Below are 23276 nucleotides of genomic sequence, written 5' to 3'. Positions count from 1 at the left end.
TATATGATTAGCTTATCAAAAAGCCCTAAAAGCAAAACCAGCAAGGCAAGTAAAGCTTCCGGAGGGTTAAGCAACCGAGCCGCTATCGGCATCGACATCAGCCAGCATGCCATTAAGATGGTTCAGCTGACAGGCCGTAGTTTAAACCAAATTCAGCTAGAAAAATACGTTATTACCAAATTACCTAAAAATATTGTAAAAGGTAACAAAATCCAAGATTACGACCAACTTGTCACCTATTTGCAACATACTTATACGCAATTGCGCAGTTCTTGTAAGAACTTTGTTGCAGCTGTACCACAAAGCTTGGCAACAATAGAGAACATAACTTACAACCCTCGCGATACCGAACTTGATTTGGACGAGTTCGCTGAATCTGAAATTTCAGTAATCGGTCCTATTGATGAAATGAGTTATGACTATCAGGTGACCGGCGTATCCGTTTCCCCGGCGGGGCAGCAGATTACAACCGTAGCAGCTAGAAAAGACGATATTGAGCCTGTTATTGAAATGTTTGAAAATGCAGGGCTTGATCTGTCTGCCTTAGATTTGGATCTTTTGGCTCAGAGAAATGCCTATGCTTTTTGGATTAATAATCATGCACCTGAATTGACTAATGAAAAAGTTGCCGTATTTGGCATTCATGCTACCCAAATGTACGCATTGGTGATGCAAAACGGACAGATTTTGTATAAACAAGAGACCCCTGTCAGTACGGAACAGTTGAATCAACTGATTCAGCGTACTTATCAAGTGACAGAAGAAAAAGCGGCGCAGATGATAGCTTCATCCAGCAAACCATCTGATTATCAAACCCAAGTCGCAGATCGCTTTAACGTTCAGGTGGCGCAAGAAATCCAACGTGTATTGCAGTTTTACTACACTACGCAGACAACAGAGACCTTCTCAAACATTAAACATATTTTATTAACTGGGTTTGCATCGCAACAGGCTGGATTGGCGGAAAGTATTTTTTCTCAAACCAATACTGCGACACAGTGTATTCACCCGGTTTTATATGCTGAACGAAACAATAAAATTGATTTGCCACAGCTGCAAATTGATGCACCGTCTTTAACATTAGCATTCGGATTAGCATTAAGGGGACTGTAATATGATCGAATTTGTTAAAATTAACCTTCTTCCTTATAGGGAAGAAATCAAACAGCGCAAAAAGCAACAATTTAAAGTATTAATGCTTTCGGCGTTATTGATAGGTGCAGGTCTGCTTGTGTTGACATATTTGACAATTAATAATGCAATCAGCAGGCAGGAAGACCGTAATGCCCTTCTAGGGAAGGAAATTGAAAAGCTGGATAAAGCTTTGGGAGAAATTCTAAAACTGCAGCAAGAAAAAGAAAATTTCCTATCAAAAAAACAAAAAGTAGAAGAGTTACAGGAAAAACGTTCACAGGCTGCCTATATTATCGACAGCTTAAATGTAGTCACTCCCGATAACTCTTATCTGACAGCGTTGGAAGCAGAAAGTTCGACATCTTACAAAATTACGGGTCGAGCAAGTAGTGATAATAAGATCGCAATGTTTATGCGTTCTTTACCAAGTACCGGGGTTTTTGCTCAGCCAGAACTTTTGAGTATTAAGAAAATTGATAATTATCAAGAATTTACTCTGAAGGTTTTGTTGAATAATTCAGGTCATCCATCAGTACCCGTACAAAATCCAGCCGCGAACACGACTGAAACTGGCGAACAGAAGCAAGAGGTAAAATAAATGTCTGTAAGTAAAGCAAAAAATATTGATATCCAAAACCTCTATTTGTTAAATATGCCTGCTAAGTTATTTATCGCAGGGTTGGCAATAGCGGGGGTCTTGTCAATAGGATATGTTGGTATTTTCAAAGAGCAACTCGAAACACTTTCTACGCAGGAAGCTAAAGAAGCCGAACTAAAGGAAACATATACGAAAAAAAGTATTGAGGCTGTTAATTTGCATAACCTTCAGGAGGAATTGGCATCTATCCGTTCAGCTTTTGATGTTTTGTTGAAACAACTGCCGACAGATGCTGAAATTCCTAATTTAATCCAAGAATTGCATCAGGCTGGATCCGCTAATGGTTTGCGTTTGGATAGTGTTGTGCCTCAAGCTCCGGTTAATGATGGTCCAATTCAAAAGTTACCCTATGAAATTTCCATTACGGGTAAGCATAATCAGATTAGCCAGTTTGCTCGTGATGTCGGAGGTTTATCGCGAATCATTACTTTGGAATCTCTGAAGCTCTCCCAAGCAGCAGACGGAAAAAGTGGTAAAGAGGGCAAAAGTGATATTTTGACACTGAGTGCCACTGCAACAACTTATAAGGCTCGTCCTGCAGAAGAAGTTGCTGCCGAGCTTGCAGCCAAACAGAAGGAGGCACAGGCTAACGGAAGTGATGCGCAGAATGGTGCTGAAGTTGACAATAAATAAAAGTTATTAGGGAAATCATGAAAAATACTATCTTACTCGTAGGTGTTTTGTCTTTAGCAGCATGTTCCCCCACTCATGATGATTTAAATATGTGGATAAAACAGACGCAAGATGAAGCTAAAGTTAAGGTTACTCCATTTCAAGCACCGACGATTACTCCGCCAGTTGCATATACTCCTCCAGCATATAATGGGTTGAATGCGTTTGACTATCGACGTTTGGAAAATGCACCCAAGGGGAATAATGCTCCTAATTTGAATCGTCAGAAAGAGACATTGGAAGCATTTAGTTTGGAAAATATGCGTTATGTCGGTATTCTGCGTGGTAATAACAAGACATCTGGCTTTATCGATGTAAATGGACATGTTTATACCGTTATGCCGGGCAACTATATCGGTCAAAATTACGGTAAAATCCAAACGATTACTGAGGATAAAATTACTTTGACTGAATTAATAGAAGACAGTTCTGGTAACTGGATATATCGAAAGGCTGAATTGCCGTTAAGTACACAGTCAGATGAAGGTTCAAGTGGTGCTTCGACAGCTGAATCTCGAAGCGAATCTGCCGCAATTCCAAATTAATTAAGGGGTCTCACTTTATGAAAACTAAGCACATGACAAAATTTTTTGCCAGTATTGGCGTAGCCATGGCTGTGCAAACTGCTTTTGCAGGTAATATTACTGATATTAATGTATCTACTCTTCCTGATAGTCAAAAAATTATCAAAATCCGTTTTGATCGTGATGTAACCAGTCCGAGCGGTTTTGTTACTTCGGCTCCAGCTAGAATTGCACTTGATTTTGCTAACACTACTATTCGATTGCCTCAATCAGTATTGGAGTATGCCGATCCGTTATTAAATCAGATTACGGCGGCACAAAATAATGACCGTTCCCGTATTGTGTTGGGTTTGAATAAAACTGCCCAATATAATACTGAAATTCATGGCAATGAAGTTTGGGTTTTTGTTAGCGAGTCAGCTGACCGAAATTTTGCAATGTCTGTATCAAATAATAAGCCTTCTATGCAGGATTCTGTTCCGTCAGAAAAAACAAAGCAAGTCGCTAATTCCGCTAATATCGACTTCCGTAAAGGATCGCGCAATTCAGGTGTTGTTGAATTAAGCGTTCCGGCTTTTACTGGACAGCCTGATATTAAACAACAGCGTGATCGTGTCATCATTACATTGAAAAACTATCCGTTGCCAACACAAGCACAACGTAGTTTGGATGTAGGCGATTTCAATACACCTGTAAAAAATATAACTTTAAAACGAATCGGTAATGATACTCAGCTGATCATTCGAAATAGTTCAAACTGGGAAGTTCGTACTAAGCCGGCAGCAGGGCATTTTACTTTTGAAATTTTACCTAAAGCCGCTGATACGGAGTCACGTGGTTTGAATGGTGGTAATGCAAATAAATCTTTCAATGGTCGTAAAATTTCTCTAGATTTCCAAGATGTTGAAGTTCGTACTATTTTGCAGATTCTTGCAAAAGAGTCCGGCGTCAATATTGTGGCTAGCGATACGGTAAATGGTAAGATGACTTTATCCCTCAAGGATGTGCCTTGGGATCAGGCATTGGACTTGGTAATGCAAGCCCGTAATTTGGATATGCGTCGTCAAGGTAATATCATCAATATTGCTCCACGTGATGAATTGTTGGCGAAGGATAAGGCCTTCTTGCAAGCAGAAAAAGAAATTGCAGAGCTTGGTCCTTTGTATTCACAAACCTTCCAATTGAAGTATAAAAATGTGGAGGAGTTCCGTAAAATCCTTCGTTTGGAAGACAACGGAAGTAGCAATTCCAATGGTCGCAATACCTTGTTGAGCGGTCGAGGTAGTGCTTTGATTGACCCTGCAACAAATACCTTGATTGTTACGGATAATCGAAACGTCATCGAGAAATTCCGTAAATTGATTGATGAGTTGGATGTTCCTACACGCCAAGTTATGGTTGAAGCGCGTATTGTAGAAGCAAAAGATGGATTCTCACGCGATTTGGGCGTTAAGTTTGGTGCTGCTGGTGCAAGAGGAAGAAACTCTTGGGGCAATGATTGGTCAGCTGCTCAGAATAACCACAATACTAACGCCTCAGTGTTCCGCGGAGAGTCTGCTTATCCAACTTGGTCTTTGCAGCCTAACGTAAGCTTACCTGCTACAGCAGCAACGAACAGTATCGCTTTAGTACGAGCCTTGTCATCTGGTGCATTAGGTTTGGAAATCTCTGCGTCTGAAGCAACAGGTAAGAGCAAAACCATTTCTAATCCGCGTGTTCTGACTCAGGATCGTCGAGAAGCTACGATTGAATCCGGTACCGAAATTCCTTACCAAGAAGCTTCTTCAAGCGGTGCGACTTCGGTTTCATTCAAAAAAGCGGTTTTGGGTCTGACAGTTACTCCTAATGTAACTCCGGATGGCCAAATTATTATGACCGTTAAGATCACTAAAGATACTCCGGTCGACTGTACTGTAGATTCTTTGATAACCAAGTGTATTCAGACTAAGAACTTGAATACTCAGGCTATGGTTGAAGATGGTGGCACTTTGATCGTTGGTGGTATCTATGAAGAGGACAATAGCGATACCATCAATAAAGTTCCATTGCTTGGTGATATTCCTGTAGTAGGAAACTTGTTTAAATCACGAGCCAAGAAAGAAGAACGACGCGAATTGTTGATTTTCATAACGCCTCGCATTATGGATGGCGTGGGTAGTAATTTGCGTTATTAAGTGATGCAATAAAACCGGGTAGATGTCTTTTGGATATCTGCCCGGTTTTTATTTATTCAATCTGATAGTCAGGATTTGTGCGTCAAATATAATAGCCAAAGACTTTTAGAAGTCTGAAATTAAAAACAATTAGAATCAACGGATTAAAAATTGGAGTATGGTGTTTGCAGACACGAGTTTGGAAGGGTGGCACAAATAATGCTGAGTATCGTATAAAATGCTTTTTATGGAAAAAATCAACGGTAATTTAATCTTAATTGGCTTGATGGGTGCAGGGAAAACCACTTTGGGGCGGTATATTGCCCAAATGTTGGATCGTCCGTTTTATGATAGTGATCATGAGATTTGTACGGCATCAGGTGTCTCTATTCCCATCATCTTTGAGATGGAGGGTGAGCAAGGGTTTCGTAATCGAGAGACTGCTATGCTCAAGAAGCTAACTGCGATGAAGGATATTATTTTATCAACAGGAGGAGGGTCGGTTTTACGTGAGGAAAACAGGCAAAATATGCGACGAAATGGTATGGTCGTGTATCTTCATGCCTCGCCTGAAGTTCTGTTAGAGCGGACCCGTTATGATAACAGCCGCCCTTTGTTGCAGGTAGAGAACCCGCTTGCTAAGTTGCAAGAGCTCTATAATGCCCGTGATCCTTTATATCGAAATACTGCGCACATTGTGATCGAGTCCGACAGCTGTGCAAAAACGGTGAAACGGTTGTTTGAGGCGTTAAATCGATAATAGATTTGTTATCAGTGAGTAACGATATAGGTTTTCAGACGACCCTAAATGAGAGCTGGCAACTAAAGATTAACAAGGAATCAAAATGCGTACCCTGACCGTCCAAACTCCCTCCCATCAGTATCCTATTTTTATCGGGAATCATCTTATTGAGCAAGCTGATGTTTTATTAAAGCCATATTTAAGTAATAAGGTGGCCATTGTTACGAATGAGACGATTGCGCCCTTATATCTAGAATCTTTTCAGACGACCTTGGATAGATTAGGTATTTCCAGTTTCAGTATTATTCTGCCTGATGGGGAAGAATATAAAAATTGGCAAACGCTCAATCTTATTTTTGACGGTTTAATGCAAAATAGGGCGGAGCGCAAAACGACCTTGATCGCATTGGGAGGAGGGGTCATTGGCGATATGGTTGGTTTTGCGGCGGCAACTTATCAACGTGGCGCCCCATTTATTCAAGTGCCGACTACATTGTTAAGTCAGGTTGATTCCTCGGTTGGCGGTAAGACGGCGATCAACCATCCGCTTGGGAAAAACATGATAGGCGCGTTTTATCAACCTAAGGCTGTACTGGCGGACTTATCTACGCTTAAAACGCTTCCGCAACGCGAATTATCTGCCGGTATGGCAGAGGTCATTAAATACGGCGCGCTTGGCGATATTGAGTTTTTTGAGTGGTTAGAGCAGCACATGACCAATTTAATGATGCAGGATCAGGAGAAACTTGCGCAGGCTGTGTACCATTGTTGCAAAATGAAAGCTGAGATTGTGGCTCAAGATGAGACAGAACAAGGGATTCGTGCATGGTTGAATCTGGGGCATACTTTTGGGCATGCCATTGAGGCCGAAATGGGTTATGGCGTGTGGCTGCATGGTGAAGCGGTAGCTGCGGGATGTGTGTTGGCAGGACGGTTATCCGAGAAACTGGGTAAAATTCATGAGGCAGATACGCTTCGTATTGCAGCATTGTTTGAGGCCGCAAAATTACCATCAGCACCGCCGAAGTTTGAATTTGAAAAATGGATAGAGCACATGAGTCATGATAAAAAAGTGAGTGGCGGCGTCATGCGCTTTATTGGTTTGGATCGTCTGGGTAAGGCAAACATTACGAAGGTTACAGATATGGAAATTTTGCGCCAAACCTTGAATCCGTATCTATAAAGGTCAAGTAATGTCTTTAGAATGAGTCCATAACTTCATATAAAACAGAACAAGTTAATACTACGATATAAGAGGCTGCCAAGATAATTGCATCATGGCAGCCTCTTGAAAATAAGGGAAAGTGATGACGTTGTGAACAGAGAGGGGGGTGTGAGGCCAATCTGTTTTTTGTATTGGGTACTTAGAAAATTGATTGCTGGGAATGTAGGTCCTGCTGTTAATCCATGATAGAGCCAATAAATATAAAAAAGACCTTGTTTTAAACAAGGTCTTTTTTATCTGGTGGAGGTAAGCGGGATCGAACCGCTGACCTCTTGCATGCCATGCAAGCGCTCTACCAACTGAGCTATACCCCCGAAATTTGGTGGCGAATCAGGGACTCGAACCCCGGACACAAGGATTATGATTCCTCTGCTCTAACCGACTGAGCTAATTCGCCGTTTCGTGAAGTCGCTATTATATGTTGTTTTGAGTTTTTGGCAAGTTTTATTTTGTACTTTATGTTTTGTTTTTGTTTTTTAATGGAATAAAACATGGATGAGGTCGTCTGAAACTGTGTTTCAGACGACCTGTGTGTTTGGAGGATGGTTTGAGGTGGGGGATTTCAAAGTTTGTGGCAGATGTCGCCGAAGCGGAAACCTGTCCAGTCGATGTCGATGTTTTTGCCAAAGGCGATGACTTTGAAGAGTTCGCCCATTTCGTGTTGGTCGGTCAGTTTTTGTACGGCGGTGCTGACACGGAGGTAGTCTGCCGTACCTGGCGGGGCGGTTTGTGCCAACAGGTCGGTAATGCCTAGGTTGAATAGGAAATGAGACTGGGACAGGTAGCCGATGAGGTCTAGTCCGCCGTCGGTGCCTGCTTGGGCAATATCGGTAAAGTTGACGTGTGCGGTCAGATCAGTCAGACCGATATGGAAAAACGGGTCGTGAACGGTGTGGTGGCGGTAGTGGGCGATGAGCGTGCCTTCGTCGCGTTGCGGGTGGTAATACTGGGCGGCGTCAAAACCGTAGTCGATAAATATCATGCCGCCACGCCTGATTTTCTGCGCAAGGGTGAGAATAAAGGCGTATTGGGCGGGGTGTAGCTCGCTGGTGTAGGGGTGTTCGGTTTCGGGAAAATAGGTGGCGGCTAAACGCAGGAGGTTAGGTTGTTTCAAAGGTTGCGGGCTTTGTTCAAGCTGTCCGTCGGGGTTAACGGAAACGCCGATGTGTTGAAAGGTGTTTTGAGTGCGGCGGATGGTTTCGACAGGCATGGCATCGAGGACTTCGTTGCCGATGATGATGCCGTCGAAGGATTCAGGCAGTTTGGTCAGGTGGATGACTTTTTGTGCCAGTTGTGGGGTGGTGTGTTCGGCGATGAATTGGCGTTGGCGTTCGGCAAGCTCTGATGAGAGTTCGATGATGTAGTAATGCTTGAGGTCGTCTGAAAGGCTTTTCAATAAGGTGGCGGCGAGATGTCCCGTACCTGCGCCGAATTCGTAGATGTTGCCGGCGGTTTGCGGGAGTAGTTCGGTAAGTTGTCGGGCGAGGGTTTGTCCGAATAATGGGGTGAGGGTGGGGGCGGTGATGAAATCGCCGTCTGTGCCGATTTTGTGGCTGCCTCCGGTGTAGTAGCCGTATTCGGGTGTGTAGAGTGCAAGCTCCATAAATCGTGAGAAAGGAATCCAATTATTTTGGGCTTTTATTTCCTGTTTGATGATTTCAAATAGTTTGGAACTTGAGGCTTGCGCGGCAGGGGAGGGGAGGGGGAGGTGTGTCTTCATAATTGTTAGATAATGTAAAATTTATGAATTTATTTGTCTATTATAACGTGAACGGAAAAGGGGCGTTTTTTCATTTTTTTATACCATATGTTGTGTCTAAATAATATTTTTAATACTACATATTGTGTTTTTAAAAACCAAATCGGGTAAAATGGGTGGTTCGGCTTGTTTGCTTGTTTGGTTAAAATACTGTTTTTTAATGATTTTGTTGTTGCATATGTACTGGGATTTTAGAGTAAGGCGATTTGACCGAGGCGTTAAAATTTTTTATAGTGTGGGCTAGTGGGGCGATGTGGGTAAAAGTGTCTGCATTGCCCAAAAAATTCCGATTTAAACCGATAGGACGAAATTGTGTTTGGTGGCGCTCACGAATTGAGTATTGACAGCAAAGGGCGGTTGGCGATTCCTGCCAAGTTCCGCGATATTTTGCTGCGCCATTATACGCCGTCGATTGTGGTTACTTTGGATTCCCGTCAAAAATTGCTGATGTATCCAGAGGCTGAATGGGCAAAGGTTGCCGAGCAGCTTTTGCACTTGAAAACGGCAGGAAATCCGATGTTGCAGCGTTATCAAAATCTGCTGCTGCACAATGCGGATACACTGGAATGGGATAGCGCCGGCCGCGTACTGATTCCTGCCAATCTGCGCAAACGGGTGGATTTTGAAAAAGACGTTACCTTGGTCGGTCGCGCCAACCGTTTGGAATTGTGGGGCCGTGATCAATGGGAAGCTGAAATGACTCAGGCTTTGGATGATGATCCTGAAGAGTTGGCATTCCAATTAAGTCAGACGGATTTGCAATTGTGAGTAATGCTGAATATCAACATATCACCGTTTTGTTAAACGAGGCGGTTGATGCTCTGGCAGTTCGTGAAGACGGTATTTATGTGGATGGGACGTTCGGCAGGGGAGGGCACTCCCGATTGATTTTGTCCCGTCTGGGCAGTCAGGGTCGTCTGATTGTGTTTGATAAAGACCCGCAAGCGATTGAGGCGGCGCAAAAGCTGGCCGAGCAGGATGGGCGCGTTACGGTAGTCCATGACAGGTTTTCCAGTTTTCAGACGACCCTGGATAAGCTGGATATTGAAGAAATAGATGGTGCGTTGTTTGATTTGGGGATTTCGTCCCCGCAGATAGATGACGGCGCACGGGGTTTCAGTTTCCGTTTTGATGCACCTTTGGATATGCGCATGGATCCGACGCGGGGAATGTCCGCTGCAGAATGGATTGCAACAGCATCAGAACAGGATTTGCACGAGGTTATCAAGAATTATGGTGAAGAGCGGTTTAGTCGCCAGATTGCGCGCGCCATTGTTGCGCAACGGACAGAAAGTCCGATCGATACAACCCGCAAGCTGGCGCAGCTCGTGGCGCAAAACGTCCGTACTCGTGAGCGGGGGCAAGACCCTGCGACGCGTACCTTCCAGGCAGTTCGCATCTTTATTAACCGCGAGCTCGAAGAGGTAGAGGCGGTTCTGCCGCAAGTGATGGGTCGTCTGAAACAGGGTGGGCGTTTGGCGGTTATCGCGTTCCATTCGCTTGAAGACCGCATCGTAAAACAGTTTGTCAAAAAGTATTCGCAACATCCTCCTTTGCCGCGTTGGGCGGCAGTAAAAGAAGCGGATTTGCCTCTGCCGCCGTTAAAGGCGGTGGGAAAGGCAATAAAGCCGGGTGTTGAGGAAACCGCCTCCAATCCGCGGGCGCGCAGCGCAGTTTTACGCGTGGCAGAGCGGACGGGCGGTGAGATTGCAGAATAAGCATTATGTGGGGCAGGTGTCCTCGGAACAAACAGATTGAGGTCGTCTGAAAATAATGAATAAATTAAATATCCTTTTGTTGGTCTTGGTATCGGTATCTGCTTTTGCGGTGGTCACTGTGCAAGACCAATCGCGTTTGCACTTCATCGCTTTGGATAAAGCGCAAAAGCAGGAAATCAAGCTTGATCAGGACTATGCACGCTTGAAATTGGATCAGGCGCGGCTGGCGAACCACAAGCTGATTAAGGTGGCGGCTGAGAAGCAACGCCTCAAACCGCCCGGCGCGGATAATACCGTGATGGTGGAACGAAAAAAATAATATAGCCGGCTTATCCGACACTGCAAAGTGGTGCCGTTAGATAAAGACACGGTTCGGGTGATTATGAATTGAGATGTTAAGATGTTGATTAAAAACGAATATAAACCGAGCATGCTGCCCAAGACAGCCAAAGCTAAAAAACCCATCACCAGTGATGGGCGGATTTCTTTGGTGTTGTGGCTGATTGCGGCTGCGTTTGTCGGACTGCTGGCTCGCGGCATCTATTTGCAAACCACGCAGCATGAATTTTTGAAAAATCAGGGCGATCAGCGTTTTGTCCGTACCCTGACTTTACCTGCGTCGCGCGGCATGATTACGGACCGTAACGGCGCGACTTTGGCGTTGAGTGCGCCGACTGAATCCTTGTATGCCATGCCTTCTGGTATGGAAGAAATGCCGACTGCCGAACAGATGGCTAAGTTGGCGGCTATTGTTGATCTGCCTGTTGAGGCATTGCAGGAAAAATTGGCGAAAAAAGATAAAGATTTTATTTATCTGAAGCGCCAACTCAGCCAAGAAAAAGCGGAAGAAATTAAAGCTTTGGGCATTAAAGGCTTGGCATTCCAAAAAGAGCTGAAACGCCATTATCCGATGGGTAACCTGTTTGCGCACGTTATCGGCTTCACCAATATCGACGGCAAAGGACAGGAAGGCTTGGAATTGTCGCGTGAAGACAGTCTGCATGGTGCGGACGGCGCGAAAGTGGTTTTGCGCGACAATAAAGGCAATATCGTCGATAGTTTGGACTCTCCGCGCAACAGCGATCCGAAAAACGGGCAGGACATGGTTTTGTCTTTGGATCAACGTATTCAAACACTTGCCTATGATGAATTGAATAAAGCAGTGGCTTATCACAAAGCCAAAGCAGGTACGGTGGTAGTATTGGATGCGCAAACCGGCGAAATCTTGGCTTTGGTCAACAGCCCTGCCTACGATCCGAACCAACCGGGCAGCGCCGATAGCGAACAGCGCCGCAATCGAGCCGTTACCGATATGATTGAGCCGGGTTCTGCCATGAAGCCGTTTACGATTGCCAAAGCATTGGATTCCGGCAAAGTCGGTGTGGCTGATCGTTTTAATACCATGCCTTATAAAATCGGTCCTGCTACCGTACGCGATACCCATGTGTATCCTACTTTGGATGTGCGCGGCATTATGCAAAAATCTTCCAACGTCGGTACCAGCAAACTGTCTGCAAAATTCACGCCTAAAGAAATGTATGATTTTTATCATGATTTGGGTGTGGGCGTGCGGATGCACTCCGGTTTCCCAGGTGAGACGGCCGGTCTTTTGAGAAGCTGGCGCAGATGGCAGCCGATTGAACAGGCAACCATGTCTTTCGGTTACGGCTTGCAATTGAGCCTGCTGCAATTGGCGCGTGCTTATACCATGTTGACACACGACGGCGAATTGTTGCCGGTCAGCTTTGAGAAACAGGCGGTTGCGCCCAAAGGCAAACGCGTCATTAAAGCTTCGACCGCGCGTGAAGTGCGTGATTTGATGGTTTCTGTAACCGAGCCCGGCGGTACGGGTACGGCGGGTGCGGTAGATGGTTTCGACGTCGGCGCGAAAACCGGTACGGCGCGTAAGTTGGTCAACGGACGTTACGTTGATAACAAACACGTCGCAACTTTCATCGGTTTTGCTCCTGCCAAAAATCCCCGTGTGATTGTGGCGGTAACCATCGACGAACCGACTGCAAACGGTTACTACGGCGGCGTAGTGGCAGGTCCGGTCTTCAAACAAGTCATGGGCGGCAGCCTGAATATCTTGGGCGTTTCCCCCACCAAGCCTCTGACCAATGTTGCAGCCGTCAAAACACCGTCTTAATCCGAGTATCAACGAGATTATTTTATGTTCAGCAAGTTAACCCCTTTAGCTGAAACCAACATTCCGCCTCTGCTGTGTGCAAACGCAGCAGGGCGTTTGTTGCATTCAGACAGCCGTCAAATTAAACAAGGTGATATTTTCGTTGCCTGTCAGGGCGAATATACGGACGGCCGCAGTTATATCCCCGCTGCCATTGCCAACGGCGCGGCTTTTGTTTTTTGGGACGACGACGGCAAATTTGCGTGGAATCCCGAATGGAAAGTCCCCAATCAAGGCATCAAAGATTTGAAACACCGTGCCGGCATGTTGGCGGCACAAGTTTACGGCAACGTTTCAGACGACCTCAAAGTCTGGGGCGTAACCGGTACCAACGGCAAAACCTCCATCACACAATGGCTGGCGCAAGCCGCCGATTTGTTGGGCGAAAAAACTGCCATTATCGGCACGGTCGGCAACGGCTTTTGGGGCGCATTGGAAGAAACCACACATACCACCCCCGCCCCCGTCGATGTCCAAACCCTGCTCTACCGTTTCCGTCAACAGGGCGCAACAGCCGCCGCGATGGAAGTCTCTAGCCACGGCCTTGACCAGTCGCGCGTCAACGGCGTGCCATTCCGCAGTGCAATCTTCACCAACCTCACCCGAGACCACCTCGACTACCACGGCACGATGGAAGCCTACGGTGCCATCAAGTCGCGCCTGTTTTACTGGCACGGCTTGAAACACGCCGTCATCAACGTAGATGACGAATACGGCGTGGAACTCGCAGGTCGTCTGAAAAAAGACTGCCCCGATTTGACCGTTTACGGCTACGGCTTCAGCGAACACGCCGACATCCGCATTGTTCATTTCACCGCCTCTTCAGACGGCATGGAAGCCGTATTTCAAACCTCGTGGGGCGAAGGCCGTTGCCGCACGCGCCTGCTCGGACGGTTCAACGCGCAAAACCTCGCTGCCTGCATCGCCTTGCTTTGTGCCAACGGTTATCCGCTTGATAAAGTATTGGATGTGCTGGCAAAAATCCGTCCCGCCTCAGGCCGCATGGACTGTATCATGAACAGTGGCAAGCCCTTGGTCGTCGTCGATTACGCCCATACACCTGACGCATTGGAAAAAGCACTCTCCACCTTGCAGGAAATCAAACCGCAAGGTGCGGCTTTGTGGTGCGTATTCGGCTGCGGCGGCAACCGCGACCGCGGCAAACGCCCACTGATGGGTGCCGCAGCCGTACAGGGCGCGGATAAAGTCGTCGTAACCAGCGATAACCCGCGCTTGGAAAATCCGCAAGACATCATCAACGACATCCTGCCTGCCGTGCCCGCGCCCGAATGCGTCGAAGCCGACCGTGCCGCAGCTATCCGTTACGCAGTCGAACGTGCTGCTTCAAGCGACATCATCCTGATTGCCGGCAAAGGACATGAAAACTATCAGGATGTACAAGGTGTGAAGCACCATTTCTCCGATTTTGAAATCGCAGAAAAAGCATTGGCAGAACTCAGGTAAAAATATTTTCCAGATAATTCCTTAAGGCCATTGGCAAATAGGAAATTACACATTACTCCATCTCACTTTTAATAGGCAAAAATATGCAACGTTATACTCCTTTATTCAATGCCTTGCTTGCAGCCGTCCCTTACTTAACCCGTGAAGATTTACCAAAAGCTCCTCCGGCTGAAGATGAGGATTTGGTATGTCATTGGTTATTTAAGCATTTAGGTTGGTATCACGAATCAGGTGAATGGCATTATGCTGATCATCAATTTATGGAGTATATGGAGTGGAAAGAACCGCATTTAAAATTAGTGAAGTTTTATCCTATACAAAAGCTAGGCATTGAAATAGATGCAACAGGAATTGATGACGAAGTATGCAAACGTACATTAGCAGAATTTTGCGCTCACGAAGGTATTCCCGTGCCGGATGATCAAGGTGAATTGGAAGATCTTTTTGAGAGTGAAGAGATGGAAATGTTTGCAATGTTCAATGATAGTAACTATGTCTTAGAGGCTTACGATGCATTGCTTAAGCCTCATGGGCTTCGGCTAATAGACATTGGTTATACCGAAAATGCCTTCCTACTGATGGTAAAAGATGATGATGAGGCAGTGGGAAATGTGGAGCAGGCACTGATCAATTTGGGATATGTCGATATTGAAGAGTAATTTTTGAGTGTATACAGACAGAGTGGAGTTACCGTAGGGCAGAGAAGTTTTGCTGTACTTCGTATTCGACTTATCGATTCCACTATAAATTTGACAACAATGTAATCAATTTTTAGACGGCCCGGCAGCCTTAAGGTCGTCTGAAAACGTTTATCCCCCACAATAAAAGCAACACAACCCACGCATTACGGCACGTCAGCCATTAAACCCATCACAGTTGTTTCAGACGACCCTGATTTGGAATTTTAAAGGTCGTCTGAAAAACGAGGAGACCGATTTGATGCTGAAAATGCCGACAAAAACCCTTTTCATCAGTGCAGTCATGATTTTATTTGCAGGCTGTACCACCAAACAACTGCCGCGCCCGAACGCCGAAATTGCCGAACTGAGGGCGAAAGAACCGCCGGCGGCGCAAAGCCTGCCCAATCCTGTTAAAGGCAAGCGTTTTGACGACACTTGGGGCGCAGCGCGCAGTCAGGGGCGCAGACATGAAGGCGTGGATATTTTCGCTAAGAAAAACACGCCGATACGCAGCACGACGCCCGGTATTGTCACCAAAATCGGGCGCAACCGATTGGGTGGCAAAGTCATCGGCATCCAAGGGCCGGGTGCATGGCATTACTATGCCCACCTCAACAAATTCGCCAGCATCCGCCTGTATGAACGCGTGAAAGAAGGACAGGTCATCGGCTATGTCGGTAAAACCGGCAACGCTAAAACCACGCCTGCCCATTTGCACTACGGCGTGTATCTGCCAAGTGGTGCGATTAATCCGTATCCGTTGATTAATCAGGATAAATAGGTCGTCTGAAAAAAGAGTGAAGAGATGAACGCAAAAAAATTGGTCAAGGCAACGAACATCATCGGTATGGTAGCAGTGACACTGCTGGTGTACTGGGTGTTCGCGTTGATATTGATCCAAGTCTTCGGACTCAAGGTGTTCCGTGAACACATTACAGAAATTTTCCTGATGAGTATTTTGGGGATTTTGGCTGTGATGGGCGGTACGTTGATGTTGAACATCATGTTGAATCTGACCCGTATTGCCGAGCGCGGGCAGGAAGAAGAAGTCCGTGGCGGCAGGAAAACCGTATATCTGCTGTTGGCGGTATTTCCTATTTTGGCTGCGTTGCTGTTCGGCGGCAATTACCTGACTATTCAACAAAAACGGGATATCTTAACCCAATCGTCGGAGCGCATCGTCAAAGACAATTCTGCTCAACTAGATGCCTTGGCCGATTACCGTTTCGACTTGGCGTATATTAAAAAATCGTCAGAAATCCTTGATTTGATGGCTAAAGATGATTTGTCGTTCAAATCTGCCATGATTATCGTGCAGGATAAGATCGACAACAAACCGGTTTATCTGGCTTTTTCAGCCGATTCCCGCCTTAACGTGGGTGGCGAAGCTGTACCTGCCGCCAGTCAAAATGAAGCTGTACCTGCTGCCAATCAAAATGTAGAAGGTAATGATAATTTTGTCATGGATCGAAATGGTGAGAAAGTGATGGTCAAGAAAATGGACTATGTCTATTCTCCGAATTTGAAGGAGCGCGAATACCTGCAAAAAGTATTTGCCGGACAAACCCAGGAAATGCGCTATGAAGCGGAAGACGGTCATTACAGCCTCTGCCACCCCTACCGTAAAAACGGCAAAACCATCGTATTGTGTTTCTCCGATTATCAGGAGTATGGAAAAATAGGTAGCTGAGTGTCAAAAAACTGTCTGAAAAAAACAAACGAAAGAAACCATGAAACCACTAGACCTAAATTTCATCTGCCAAACCCTCAACCTTCCGACGCCGTCTGAAAACAAACCCGTTTCGCGCATCGTAACCGACAGCCGCGACATCCGCGCGGGCGATGTGTTTTTCGCATTGGCGGGCGAGCGGTTTGACGCGCATGATTTTGTTGAAGACGTATTGGCTGCGGGTGCGGCGGCGGTTGTGGTTTCGCGCGAAGATTGCGCTGCTTTGGACGGCGCGTTGAAAGTCGATGACACGCTTGCCGCGTTGCAAACGCTGGCGAAGGCGTGGCGCGGGAATGTGAACCCGTTTGTGTTCGGCATTACCGGCTCGGGCGGCAAGACGACGGTGAAGGAAATGTTGGCTGCGGTATTGCGTCACCGTTTCGGCGATGATGCCGTTTTGGCGACGGCGGGCAACTTCAACAACCATATCGGCCTGCCGCTGACTTTGTTGAAATTAAACGAAAAACACCGCTATGCCGTGATCGAAATGGGCATGAACCATTTTGGCGAACTGGCGGTTTTGACGCAAATCGCCAAACCCGATGCTGCTTTAGTCAACAATGCTTTGCGCGCCCATGTCGGCTGCGGTTTTGACGGCACGAACGATATTGCCAAGGCGAAAAGCGAGATTTATCAAGGTTTGGGCGAAGACGGATTGGCTTTGATTCCGTGCGAAGACGAACATGCCGCCATGTTTCAGACGACCTCCCAAGGTCATCAGCAGCGGACTTTCGGCGTCGATAGCGGCGATGTCCACGCGGAAAATATTGTGTTGAAACCTTTGTCGTGCGAATTTGATTTGGTGTGCGGCGACGAGCGCGCCGCCGTGGTGCTGCCTGTTCCCGGTCGCCACAATGTCCATAACGCTGCTGCTGCTGCCGCGCTGGCTTTGGCTGCGGGTTTGATTTTGGACGATGTGGCGGAAGGTTTGAAAGGTTTCAGCAACATCAAAGGTCGTCTGAACGTCAAATCCGGCATCAAAGGTGCGACCCTGATTGACGATACTTACAACGCGAACCCCGACAGCATGAAAGCCGCAATTGACGTGTTGGCGCGTATGCCTGCGCCGCGTATTTTTGTGATGGGCGATATGGGCGAACTGGGCGAGGACGAGGCCGCCGCCATGCACGCCGAAGTCGGCGCGTACGCCCGAGACCAAGGCATTGAAGCAGCCTATTTTGTCGGCGACAACAGCGTCGAAGCGGCGGAAACGTTTGGTGCAGACGGTTTGTGGTTCGCCGCCAAAGACCCGTTGATTCAAGTGTTGAGCCACGATTTGCCCGAACGCGCCACCGTATTGGTGAAAGGTTCGCGCTTTATGAAGATGGAAGAAGTGGTCGAGGCATTGACGGATAAAGAGGTCGTCTGAAAATGAAAAGCCTTATTGCTGATTGGTACGAAATTATCCGATTTGCGTGATTGAAAAAGACACTAACGCAGCCGTCGCTCAATAACGCTGCCATCTCTCTAAACAACGGATAACGGGTTCGCTAGAAACCTGCATAGAGAGTGAACTTCAGCAGGCACTGAATGTCATAAGCAGCTTGATAATCAACAAAGGTCGTCTGAAACTTTTTCAGACGACCCCAAAAACCAAACTTTAAAACGGGCGATAAGCCCAATGTAACAACAAAAACAAAAGGAAGCCCCATGTTTTTATGGCTTGCACATTTCAGTAACTGGTTGACCGGTCTGAATGTCTTTCAATACACCACATTCCGCGCCGTCATGGCAGCTTTGACCGCTTTGGCGTTTTCCCTGCTGCTCGGTCCGTGGACCATCCGCAAACTGACGCAGTTGAAAGTCGGGCAGGCGGTACGCACCGACGGGCCGCAAACCCACCTCATCAAAAACGGCACGCCGACCATGGGCGGTTCGCTGATTCTGACCGCCATCACCGTATCCACGCTGTTGTGGGGCAACTGGGCCAACCCGTATATTTGGATTCTCTTGGGCGTATTGCTTGCCACGGGCGCACTCGGTTTTTACGACGACTGGCGCAAAGTCGTCTATAAAGACCCCAACGGTGTTTCCGCCAAATTCAAAATGGTGTGGCAGTCGAGCGTCGCCATTGTTGCCGCGCTTGCCTTGTTTTACCTTGCGTCCAATAGCTCCAACAACATCCTCATCGTTCCCTTCTTCAAACAAGTCGCCTTGCCGCTGGGCGTGGTCGGTTTCGTCGTTCTGACCTATCTGACCATCGTCGGCACTTCCAACGCCGTCAACCTGACCGACGGTCTTGACGGACTTGCCGCCTTCCCCGTCGTCCTCGTTGCCGCCGGCCTCGCCATCTTCGCCTACGCCAGCGGCCATGCCCAATTTGCCCAATACCTGCAACTGCCTTATGTCGCAGGTGCGAACGAAGTCGTAATTTTCTGTACCGCCATGTGCGGCGCGTGTCTCGGATTTTTGTGGTTCAACGCCTATCCCGCCCAAGTCTTCATGGGTGACGTTGGCGCACTGGCTTTGGGTGCGGCACTCGGTACTGTTGCCGTCATCGTCCGCCAAGAGTTCGTTCTTGTCATCATGGGCGGTCTGTTCGTCGTTGAGGCCGTGTCCGTCATGCTTCAGGTCGGCTGGTATAAGAAAACCAAAAAACGCATCTTCCTGATGGCGCCCATCCATCACCACTACGAACAAAAAGGCTGGAAGGAAACCCAAGTCGTTGTCCGTTTTTGGATTATTACCATCGTCTTGGTGTTAATCGGATTGAGTACGCTGAAAATCCGCTAAATCTCTTTCCTTTTTCCGACGTTCACATTTTCAGACGACCTGATGAGATCCATCGGGTCGTCTGAATTTTTAAGAGGGCAGGGCAGATGAATTGCCGTCACATATTCTTGCGATGTTGGGACAATGGTGCGTCAAACCCGCCACATTCATTTTCAGACGACCCCTCGCCATATCAAGCTGATATAATCCCCGCCAATCATATTTACACGGAGTCATCATGCAGTTCTCGGCATTCGGCGAAAAATTCACGCAACACAGCGGCATTCTGCAACTTATGGACGATCTCGGCGACGCGCTTAAAAGCGACAAGCCCGTCAACATGCTCGGCGGCGGAAATCCGGCGCGGATCGCCGAAGTCAATGCCGTGTTCGCCGACGTATTTTCCAAGCTGGCGGCGGAACACGCCGTCGAGAACATCGGCAACTACTCCAACCCCCAAGGCGATGCCGCGCTGATTGACGCGCTGACCGCTTTCCTCAACCGCGAATACGGCTGGAACCTGACCGCCGACAATATCGCGCTGACCAACGGTTCGCAGAACGCGTTTTTCTATCTTTTCAACCTCTTCGGCGGCAAATTCAAGGTTTCAGACGACCTTTCCGTAGAGAAAGCCATCCTGCTGCCGCTCGCGCCTGAATACATCGGCTATGCCGACGTGCATGTCGAAGGGCAGCACTTCGTTTCCGTCAAACCGAAAATCGAAGCTGTCGAGCACGAAGGCGAAGCAGGCTTCTTCAAATACCGCGTGGACTTTGACGCATTGGAAAGCCTGCCCGAGCTGAAAGAAGGCAAAATCGGCGCGATTTGTTGTTCACGCCCGACCAACCCGACCGGCAACGTGCTGACCGACGGAGAAATGGCGCGACTGGACGCTTTGGCGCAAGAACACGGCATTCCGCTGATTATCGACAACGCCTACGGAATGCCGTTCCCCAACATCATTTACAGCGACGTGACGCTGAATTGGCACGAAAACATCATCCTCTGCTTCAGCTTGTCCAAAGTCGGCTTACCGGGCGTGCGCACCGGCATCATCGTCGCCGCGCCCGAAGTCGTCAAAGCCATCAGCAGCCTGAACGCGATTGTGAACCTGTCGCCCACCCGCTTCGGCGCAGCCATCGCAACGCCGCTGTTGCAGGACGGTCGTCTGAAACAGCTTTCAGACGACGTCATCCGGCCGTTTTACCGCAATCAGGCGCAAACTGCCGTCTCGCTGCTCAAGCGCGAGCTGGGCGCGTATCCGCTGAAAATCCACAAGCCCGAAGGCGCGATTTTCCTGTGGCTCTGGTTTGAAAACTTGCCCGTTTCATCGCAAACCCTGTATGAAATGCTCAAAGCCGAAGGCACGCTGATTATTCCGGGCGAACATTTCTTCGTCGGCATCGACACGCAGGATTACCCGCACGCCCGCGAGTGCATCCGCATGAGCATTGCGCAGGACGCTCAAACGCTGGAAAAAGGCATCGCCGCCATCGGCAGGGTGGTGCGCGGTTTGTACGACGCGGCGTAAACGGTAAAGTTGACAGCCATTCAGTCAAAAGGTCGTCTGAAAACAGTTTCAGACGACCTTTTATCATTTATTTTTTTTGAAATGAAATTAATTTTCTTTTAGAATTAACCGTTACAATCGACTTTTGAAAGAAAATACAAATGATTAAGCCCGCTTCCAGACTCAGCATCCTCAGCCTCTCCCTCCTTGCCGTTTCGGCGGCATTTGCCTCAGACGAACCCCAAGCCCGAGAAACCGCCGAACTCGAAACCATCACTGTAACCGCCAGCGCGGACGCATCCAAGGGCGGTTTGATTCCTGCATTTAAGGGCGGACAGGTGGCGCGCGGCAGCCGCGTGGGTATTTTGGGCAATAAAAAAAACCTAGAATCGCCGTTCTCCAATACTGCTTACACCAATAGGCTGATTCAGGACAAACATGCGCGCAGCGTCGGCGACGTACTGCAAAACGACCCGACCGTCCGCGTTGCGCGCGGTTACGGCAATTTTCAGGAAGCCTATTTCATACGCGGCTTTGCCGCCGAATCGGACGATACCATGTACAACGGCCTTTACGGCATCCTGCCGCGCCAATACATCGCCACCGAGCTTTTCGAACGCGTGGAAGTCCAGCGCGGCGCATCCGCCTTCTTAAACGGCATGGCGCCGGGCGGCAACAATATCGGCGGCACGGTATCCGTATTGCCCAAACGCGCGTCCAATGAAGGATTGAACCGGCTGACTGCCAATTACGGCGCGGGAAAACGCGGTGGTTTGGCGGCGGACGTGGCGCGCCGTTTCGGACAAAATCAGGAATTCGGCGTGCGCGTCAATGCGGCGCACCATAACGGCAAAACCGCAATAGACGACGAAAAGTCCAAACTCAGCCTGGTCAATGTCGGCCTAGACTGGCGCAATGAAAATGCCCGCCTGTCCGCCGATTTGGGCTGGCAGGACAACAAGCTCAAAGCCACGCGTACCAATGTTACCCTGTCAGGCCTGACCGCCGTGCCGGCCGCGCCTGATGCCTCGTCCAACTGGGCGCAGCCGTGGACGTATTCCAACGAGCGCGACTGGTTCGGCACAATGCGCGGCGAATACGATTTCAACGACAACCTGACTGCCTACGCCGCCTATGGCTTCCGCCGCAGCAAGGAAAACAATTCTCTGGCAAACCTGACTGTCCGCAATGTCAACGGCGACGGATCGATTTACCGCTTCGACAACGCGCGTAAGGATAAAATCGACACGGGCGAAATCGGTTTGCGCGGCAAATTCAATACGGGCGCGGTAGGGCACGAATGGACCGCCGCCGCCAACCGTTTCCAATCCTCGCGCAAAAACGCTTACATCATGGATTGGGGCAACCAATATACGACCAACCTCTACAACCCGTCCCGCTATCCGCAACCCGCAGCCGCCGACCCGCTGTATTCGGGCAACGACATGGGCAATCCTGCTGTTACCGGCAAAACACGCCTGACCAGCTTCGCCTTGGGTGACACCTTCAGCCTTTGGGACAAACGCCTGCAATTCACGCTCGGCGCACGCTGGCAGCAGCTTCACAATGAAAGCTACGCCTACAATACAGGCATGCAAACCGAAGACTACAAAAAATCGCGCATCAGCCCTGCCGCCGGCGCGGTTTACCGCATCACGCCCAACTGGTCGGTTTACGGCAACTACATCGAAAGCCTGAGCCAAGGCGCGACCGCCGCCTCAAGCGCGACCGTCAACGGTACGGCCTACACCGTCAGCAATGCCAACGAATCGCTGAAACCCTTTGTCTCCAAACAAAAGGAAATCGGCACCAAATATGAAGCAGGCGGTTTCGGCGCAGGCCTGACGCTCTTCCACACCGACAAACCGCGTTCGCTCTACGTTGTCGAAAACAACACCGCCCGTCTCACTTCCGAAGGCAAAGACCGCCACCAAGGTGCGGAAATCACCGTTTACGGCGAAGTTGCCCCGGGCGTGAAACTCTTGGGCGGCGTAACCCTGCTCGATGCCAAACAGAAATCCACCGGCTCGTCCTCGACCGACGGCAAACGCACCATCGGTGTGGCCAAAACCCAGGCCAACATCGGCTTGGAATGGGAAGTGCCGAAAGTGCAGGGGCTGGCGTTTGACGGCCGCATGGTCTATACCGGCTCTTCCTACGCCGACGCCGCCAACACGCTCAAAGTCGGCGGCTGGACACGCTTCGACCTCGGCGCACGCTACCGCACCCAAATCGGCAGGCACGAAGCCACCTTCCGCGCCCGCCTCGATAATGTTGCCAACAAGAAATACTGGGCATCCGTCGGCGGCTATCCCGGCAGCGGCTACCTGAACGCCGGCGCGCCGCGCAGCTTCTCCCTGTCGGCATCCGTCGATTTTTAAGGCAGCAAACGGCAAAGGCCGTCTGAA

Annotated in this window: 20 protein-coding genes and 2 tRNA genes; 19 read left to right on the top strand and 3 right to left on the bottom strand. The window is 48.5% G+C overall.

Going from position 1 to position 23276, the window contains the following annotated elements:
* Positions 1–3: 3 nt before the first annotated feature.
* The 7 genes from pilM (at position 4) to aroB (ending at position 7066) form a co-directional block, all read left to right on the top strand.
* Positions 4–1113, top strand: coding sequence for a type IV pilus assembly protein PilM (gene pilM, locus H3L95_RS08935; RefSeq protein ID WP_003759516.1), 1110 nt, complete (start codon positions 4–6; stop codon positions 1111–1113).
* Between the two features lies 1 nt (position 1114).
* Entirely contained in the window at positions 1115–1732 is a 618-nt protein-coding gene (locus tag H3L95_RS08930) for a PilN domain-containing protein (RefSeq protein WP_003759517.1), read from the top strand.
* Complete coding sequence (locus tag H3L95_RS08925) at positions 1733–2425, top strand: type IV pilus inner membrane component PilO (RefSeq protein ID WP_003759520.1); 693 nt, start codon at positions 1733–1735, stop codon at positions 2423–2425.
* A gap of 17 nt (positions 2426–2442) precedes the next feature.
* The gene (locus H3L95_RS08920; RefSeq protein ID WP_003765902.1) at positions 2443–3009 is read left to right on the top strand and encodes a pilus assembly protein PilP; all 567 of its coding nucleotides are present in this window, start codon (positions 2443–2445) and stop codon (positions 3007–3009) included.
* 17 nt (positions 3010–3026) lie between these two features.
* Positions 3027–5162, top strand: coding sequence for a type IV pilus secretin PilQ (locus tag H3L95_RS08915; RefSeq protein ID WP_003759524.1), 2136 nt, complete (start codon positions 3027–3029; stop codon positions 5160–5162).
* Positions 5163–5388: 226 nt separating this feature from the next.
* Positions 5389–5901, top strand: a complete 513-nt coding sequence (locus H3L95_RS08910; RefSeq protein ID WP_003765896.1) for a shikimate kinase — start codon at positions 5389–5391, stop codon at positions 5899–5901.
* Positions 5902–5986: 85 nt separating this feature from the next.
* Positions 5987–7066: a 3-dehydroquinate synthase gene (gene aroB, locus H3L95_RS08905; RefSeq protein ID WP_003759527.1), complete on the top strand. Its 1080-nt coding sequence runs from the start codon at positions 5987–5989 to the stop codon at positions 7064–7066.
* A 280-nt stretch (positions 7067–7346) separates the two neighbouring features.
* Here aroB and H3L95_RS08900 read toward each other — a convergent pair.
* The 3 genes from H3L95_RS08900 to H3L95_RS08890 all read right to left on the bottom strand — a co-directional run bounded on the left by H3L95_RS08900 (position 7347) and on the right by H3L95_RS08890 (position 8828).
* Positions 7347–7422: transfer RNA gene (locus H3L95_RS08900), tRNA-Ala, on the bottom strand.
* Positions 7423–7428: 6 nt separating this feature from the next.
* Positions 7429–7505 (bottom strand) — tRNA-Met (locus H3L95_RS08895).
* A 165-nt stretch (positions 7506–7670) separates the two neighbouring features.
* Positions 7671–8828, bottom strand: coding sequence for a class I SAM-dependent methyltransferase (locus H3L95_RS08890; protein WP_003761332.1), 1158 nt, complete (start codon positions 8826–8828; stop codon positions 7671–7673).
* 351 nt (positions 8829–9179) lie between these two features.
* Between H3L95_RS08890 and mraZ the strand changes: the two genes are divergently transcribed.
* From mraZ to H3L95_RS08830, 12 genes are all read left to right on the top strand, one after another.
* A complete protein-coding gene (mraZ, locus tag H3L95_RS08885) occupies positions 9180–9635 on the top strand; it encodes a division/cell wall cluster transcriptional repressor MraZ (protein WP_003761336.1) in 456 nt (151 codons plus the stop codon).
* Positions 9632–10585, top strand: coding sequence for a 16S rRNA (cytosine(1402)-N(4))-methyltransferase RsmH (gene rsmH, locus H3L95_RS08880; RefSeq protein ID WP_003761338.1), 954 nt, complete (start codon positions 9632–9634; stop codon positions 10583–10585). The genes mraZ and rsmH overlap by 4 nt, the downstream gene beginning before the upstream one ends.
* A gap of 55 nt (positions 10586–10640) precedes the next feature.
* Positions 10641–10904, top strand: coding sequence for a cell division protein FtsL (ftsL, locus tag H3L95_RS08875; protein WP_003761340.1), 264 nt, complete (start codon positions 10641–10643; stop codon positions 10902–10904).
* An 81-nt stretch (positions 10905–10985) separates the two neighbouring features.
* Positions 10986–12734: a peptidoglycan D,D-transpeptidase PBP2 gene (penA, locus tag H3L95_RS08870; RefSeq protein WP_003761341.1), complete on the top strand. Its 1749-nt coding sequence runs from the start codon at positions 10986–10988 to the stop codon at positions 12732–12734.
* 24 nt (positions 12735–12758) lie between these two features.
* Positions 12759–14237 (top strand): UDP-N-acetylmuramoyl-L-alanyl-D-glutamate--2,6-diaminopimelate ligase, encoded by a 1479-nt coding sequence (locus H3L95_RS08865; RefSeq protein ID WP_003761344.1) that lies wholly within the window; start codon positions 12759–12761, stop codon positions 14235–14237.
* Positions 14238–14320: 83 nt separating this feature from the next.
* A complete protein-coding gene (locus H3L95_RS08860) occupies positions 14321–14896 on the top strand; it encodes a hypothetical protein (RefSeq protein WP_003761346.1) in 576 nt (191 codons plus the stop codon).
* A gap of 280 nt (positions 14897–15176) precedes the next feature.
* A complete protein-coding gene (locus H3L95_RS08855; protein WP_040669053.1) occupies positions 15177–15698 on the top strand; it encodes a M23 family metallopeptidase in 522 nt (173 codons plus the stop codon).
* A 24-nt stretch (positions 15699–15722) separates the two neighbouring features.
* Entirely contained in the window at positions 15723–16607 is an 885-nt protein-coding gene (locus H3L95_RS08850) for a hypothetical protein (RefSeq protein ID WP_003761349.1), read from the top strand.
* A gap of 40 nt (positions 16608–16647) precedes the next feature.
* A complete protein-coding gene (locus tag H3L95_RS08845) occupies positions 16648–18015 on the top strand; it encodes a UDP-N-acetylmuramoyl-tripeptide--D-alanyl-D-alanine ligase (RefSeq protein WP_003761351.1) in 1368 nt (455 codons plus the stop codon).
* Between the two features lie 281 nt (positions 18016–18296).
* Positions 18297–19379, top strand: coding sequence for a phospho-N-acetylmuramoyl-pentapeptide-transferase (gene mraY, locus H3L95_RS08840; protein WP_003761353.1), 1083 nt, complete (start codon positions 18297–18299; stop codon positions 19377–19379).
* Between the two features lie 217 nt (positions 19380–19596).
* On the top strand, positions 19597–20889 hold the full coding sequence (locus tag H3L95_RS08835; RefSeq protein WP_003761357.1) for a valine--pyruvate transaminase: 1293 nt from the start codon (positions 19597–19599) through the stop codon (positions 20887–20889).
* A 140-nt stretch (positions 20890–21029) separates the two neighbouring features.
* Entirely contained in the window at positions 21030–23249 is a 2220-nt protein-coding gene (locus H3L95_RS08830; protein WP_003761358.1) for a TonB-dependent receptor, read from the top strand.
* Positions 23250–23276 lie beyond the last annotated feature (27 nt).

The organism is Neisseria sicca (assembly GCF_014054945.1).
Classification (GTDB): Bacteria; Pseudomonadota; Gammaproteobacteria; order Burkholderiales; family Neisseriaceae; genus Neisseria; species Neisseria sicca.
Note: the sequence above shows the minus strand (reverse complement) of the source record. Positions and strands in the feature narration are given on the sequence as shown.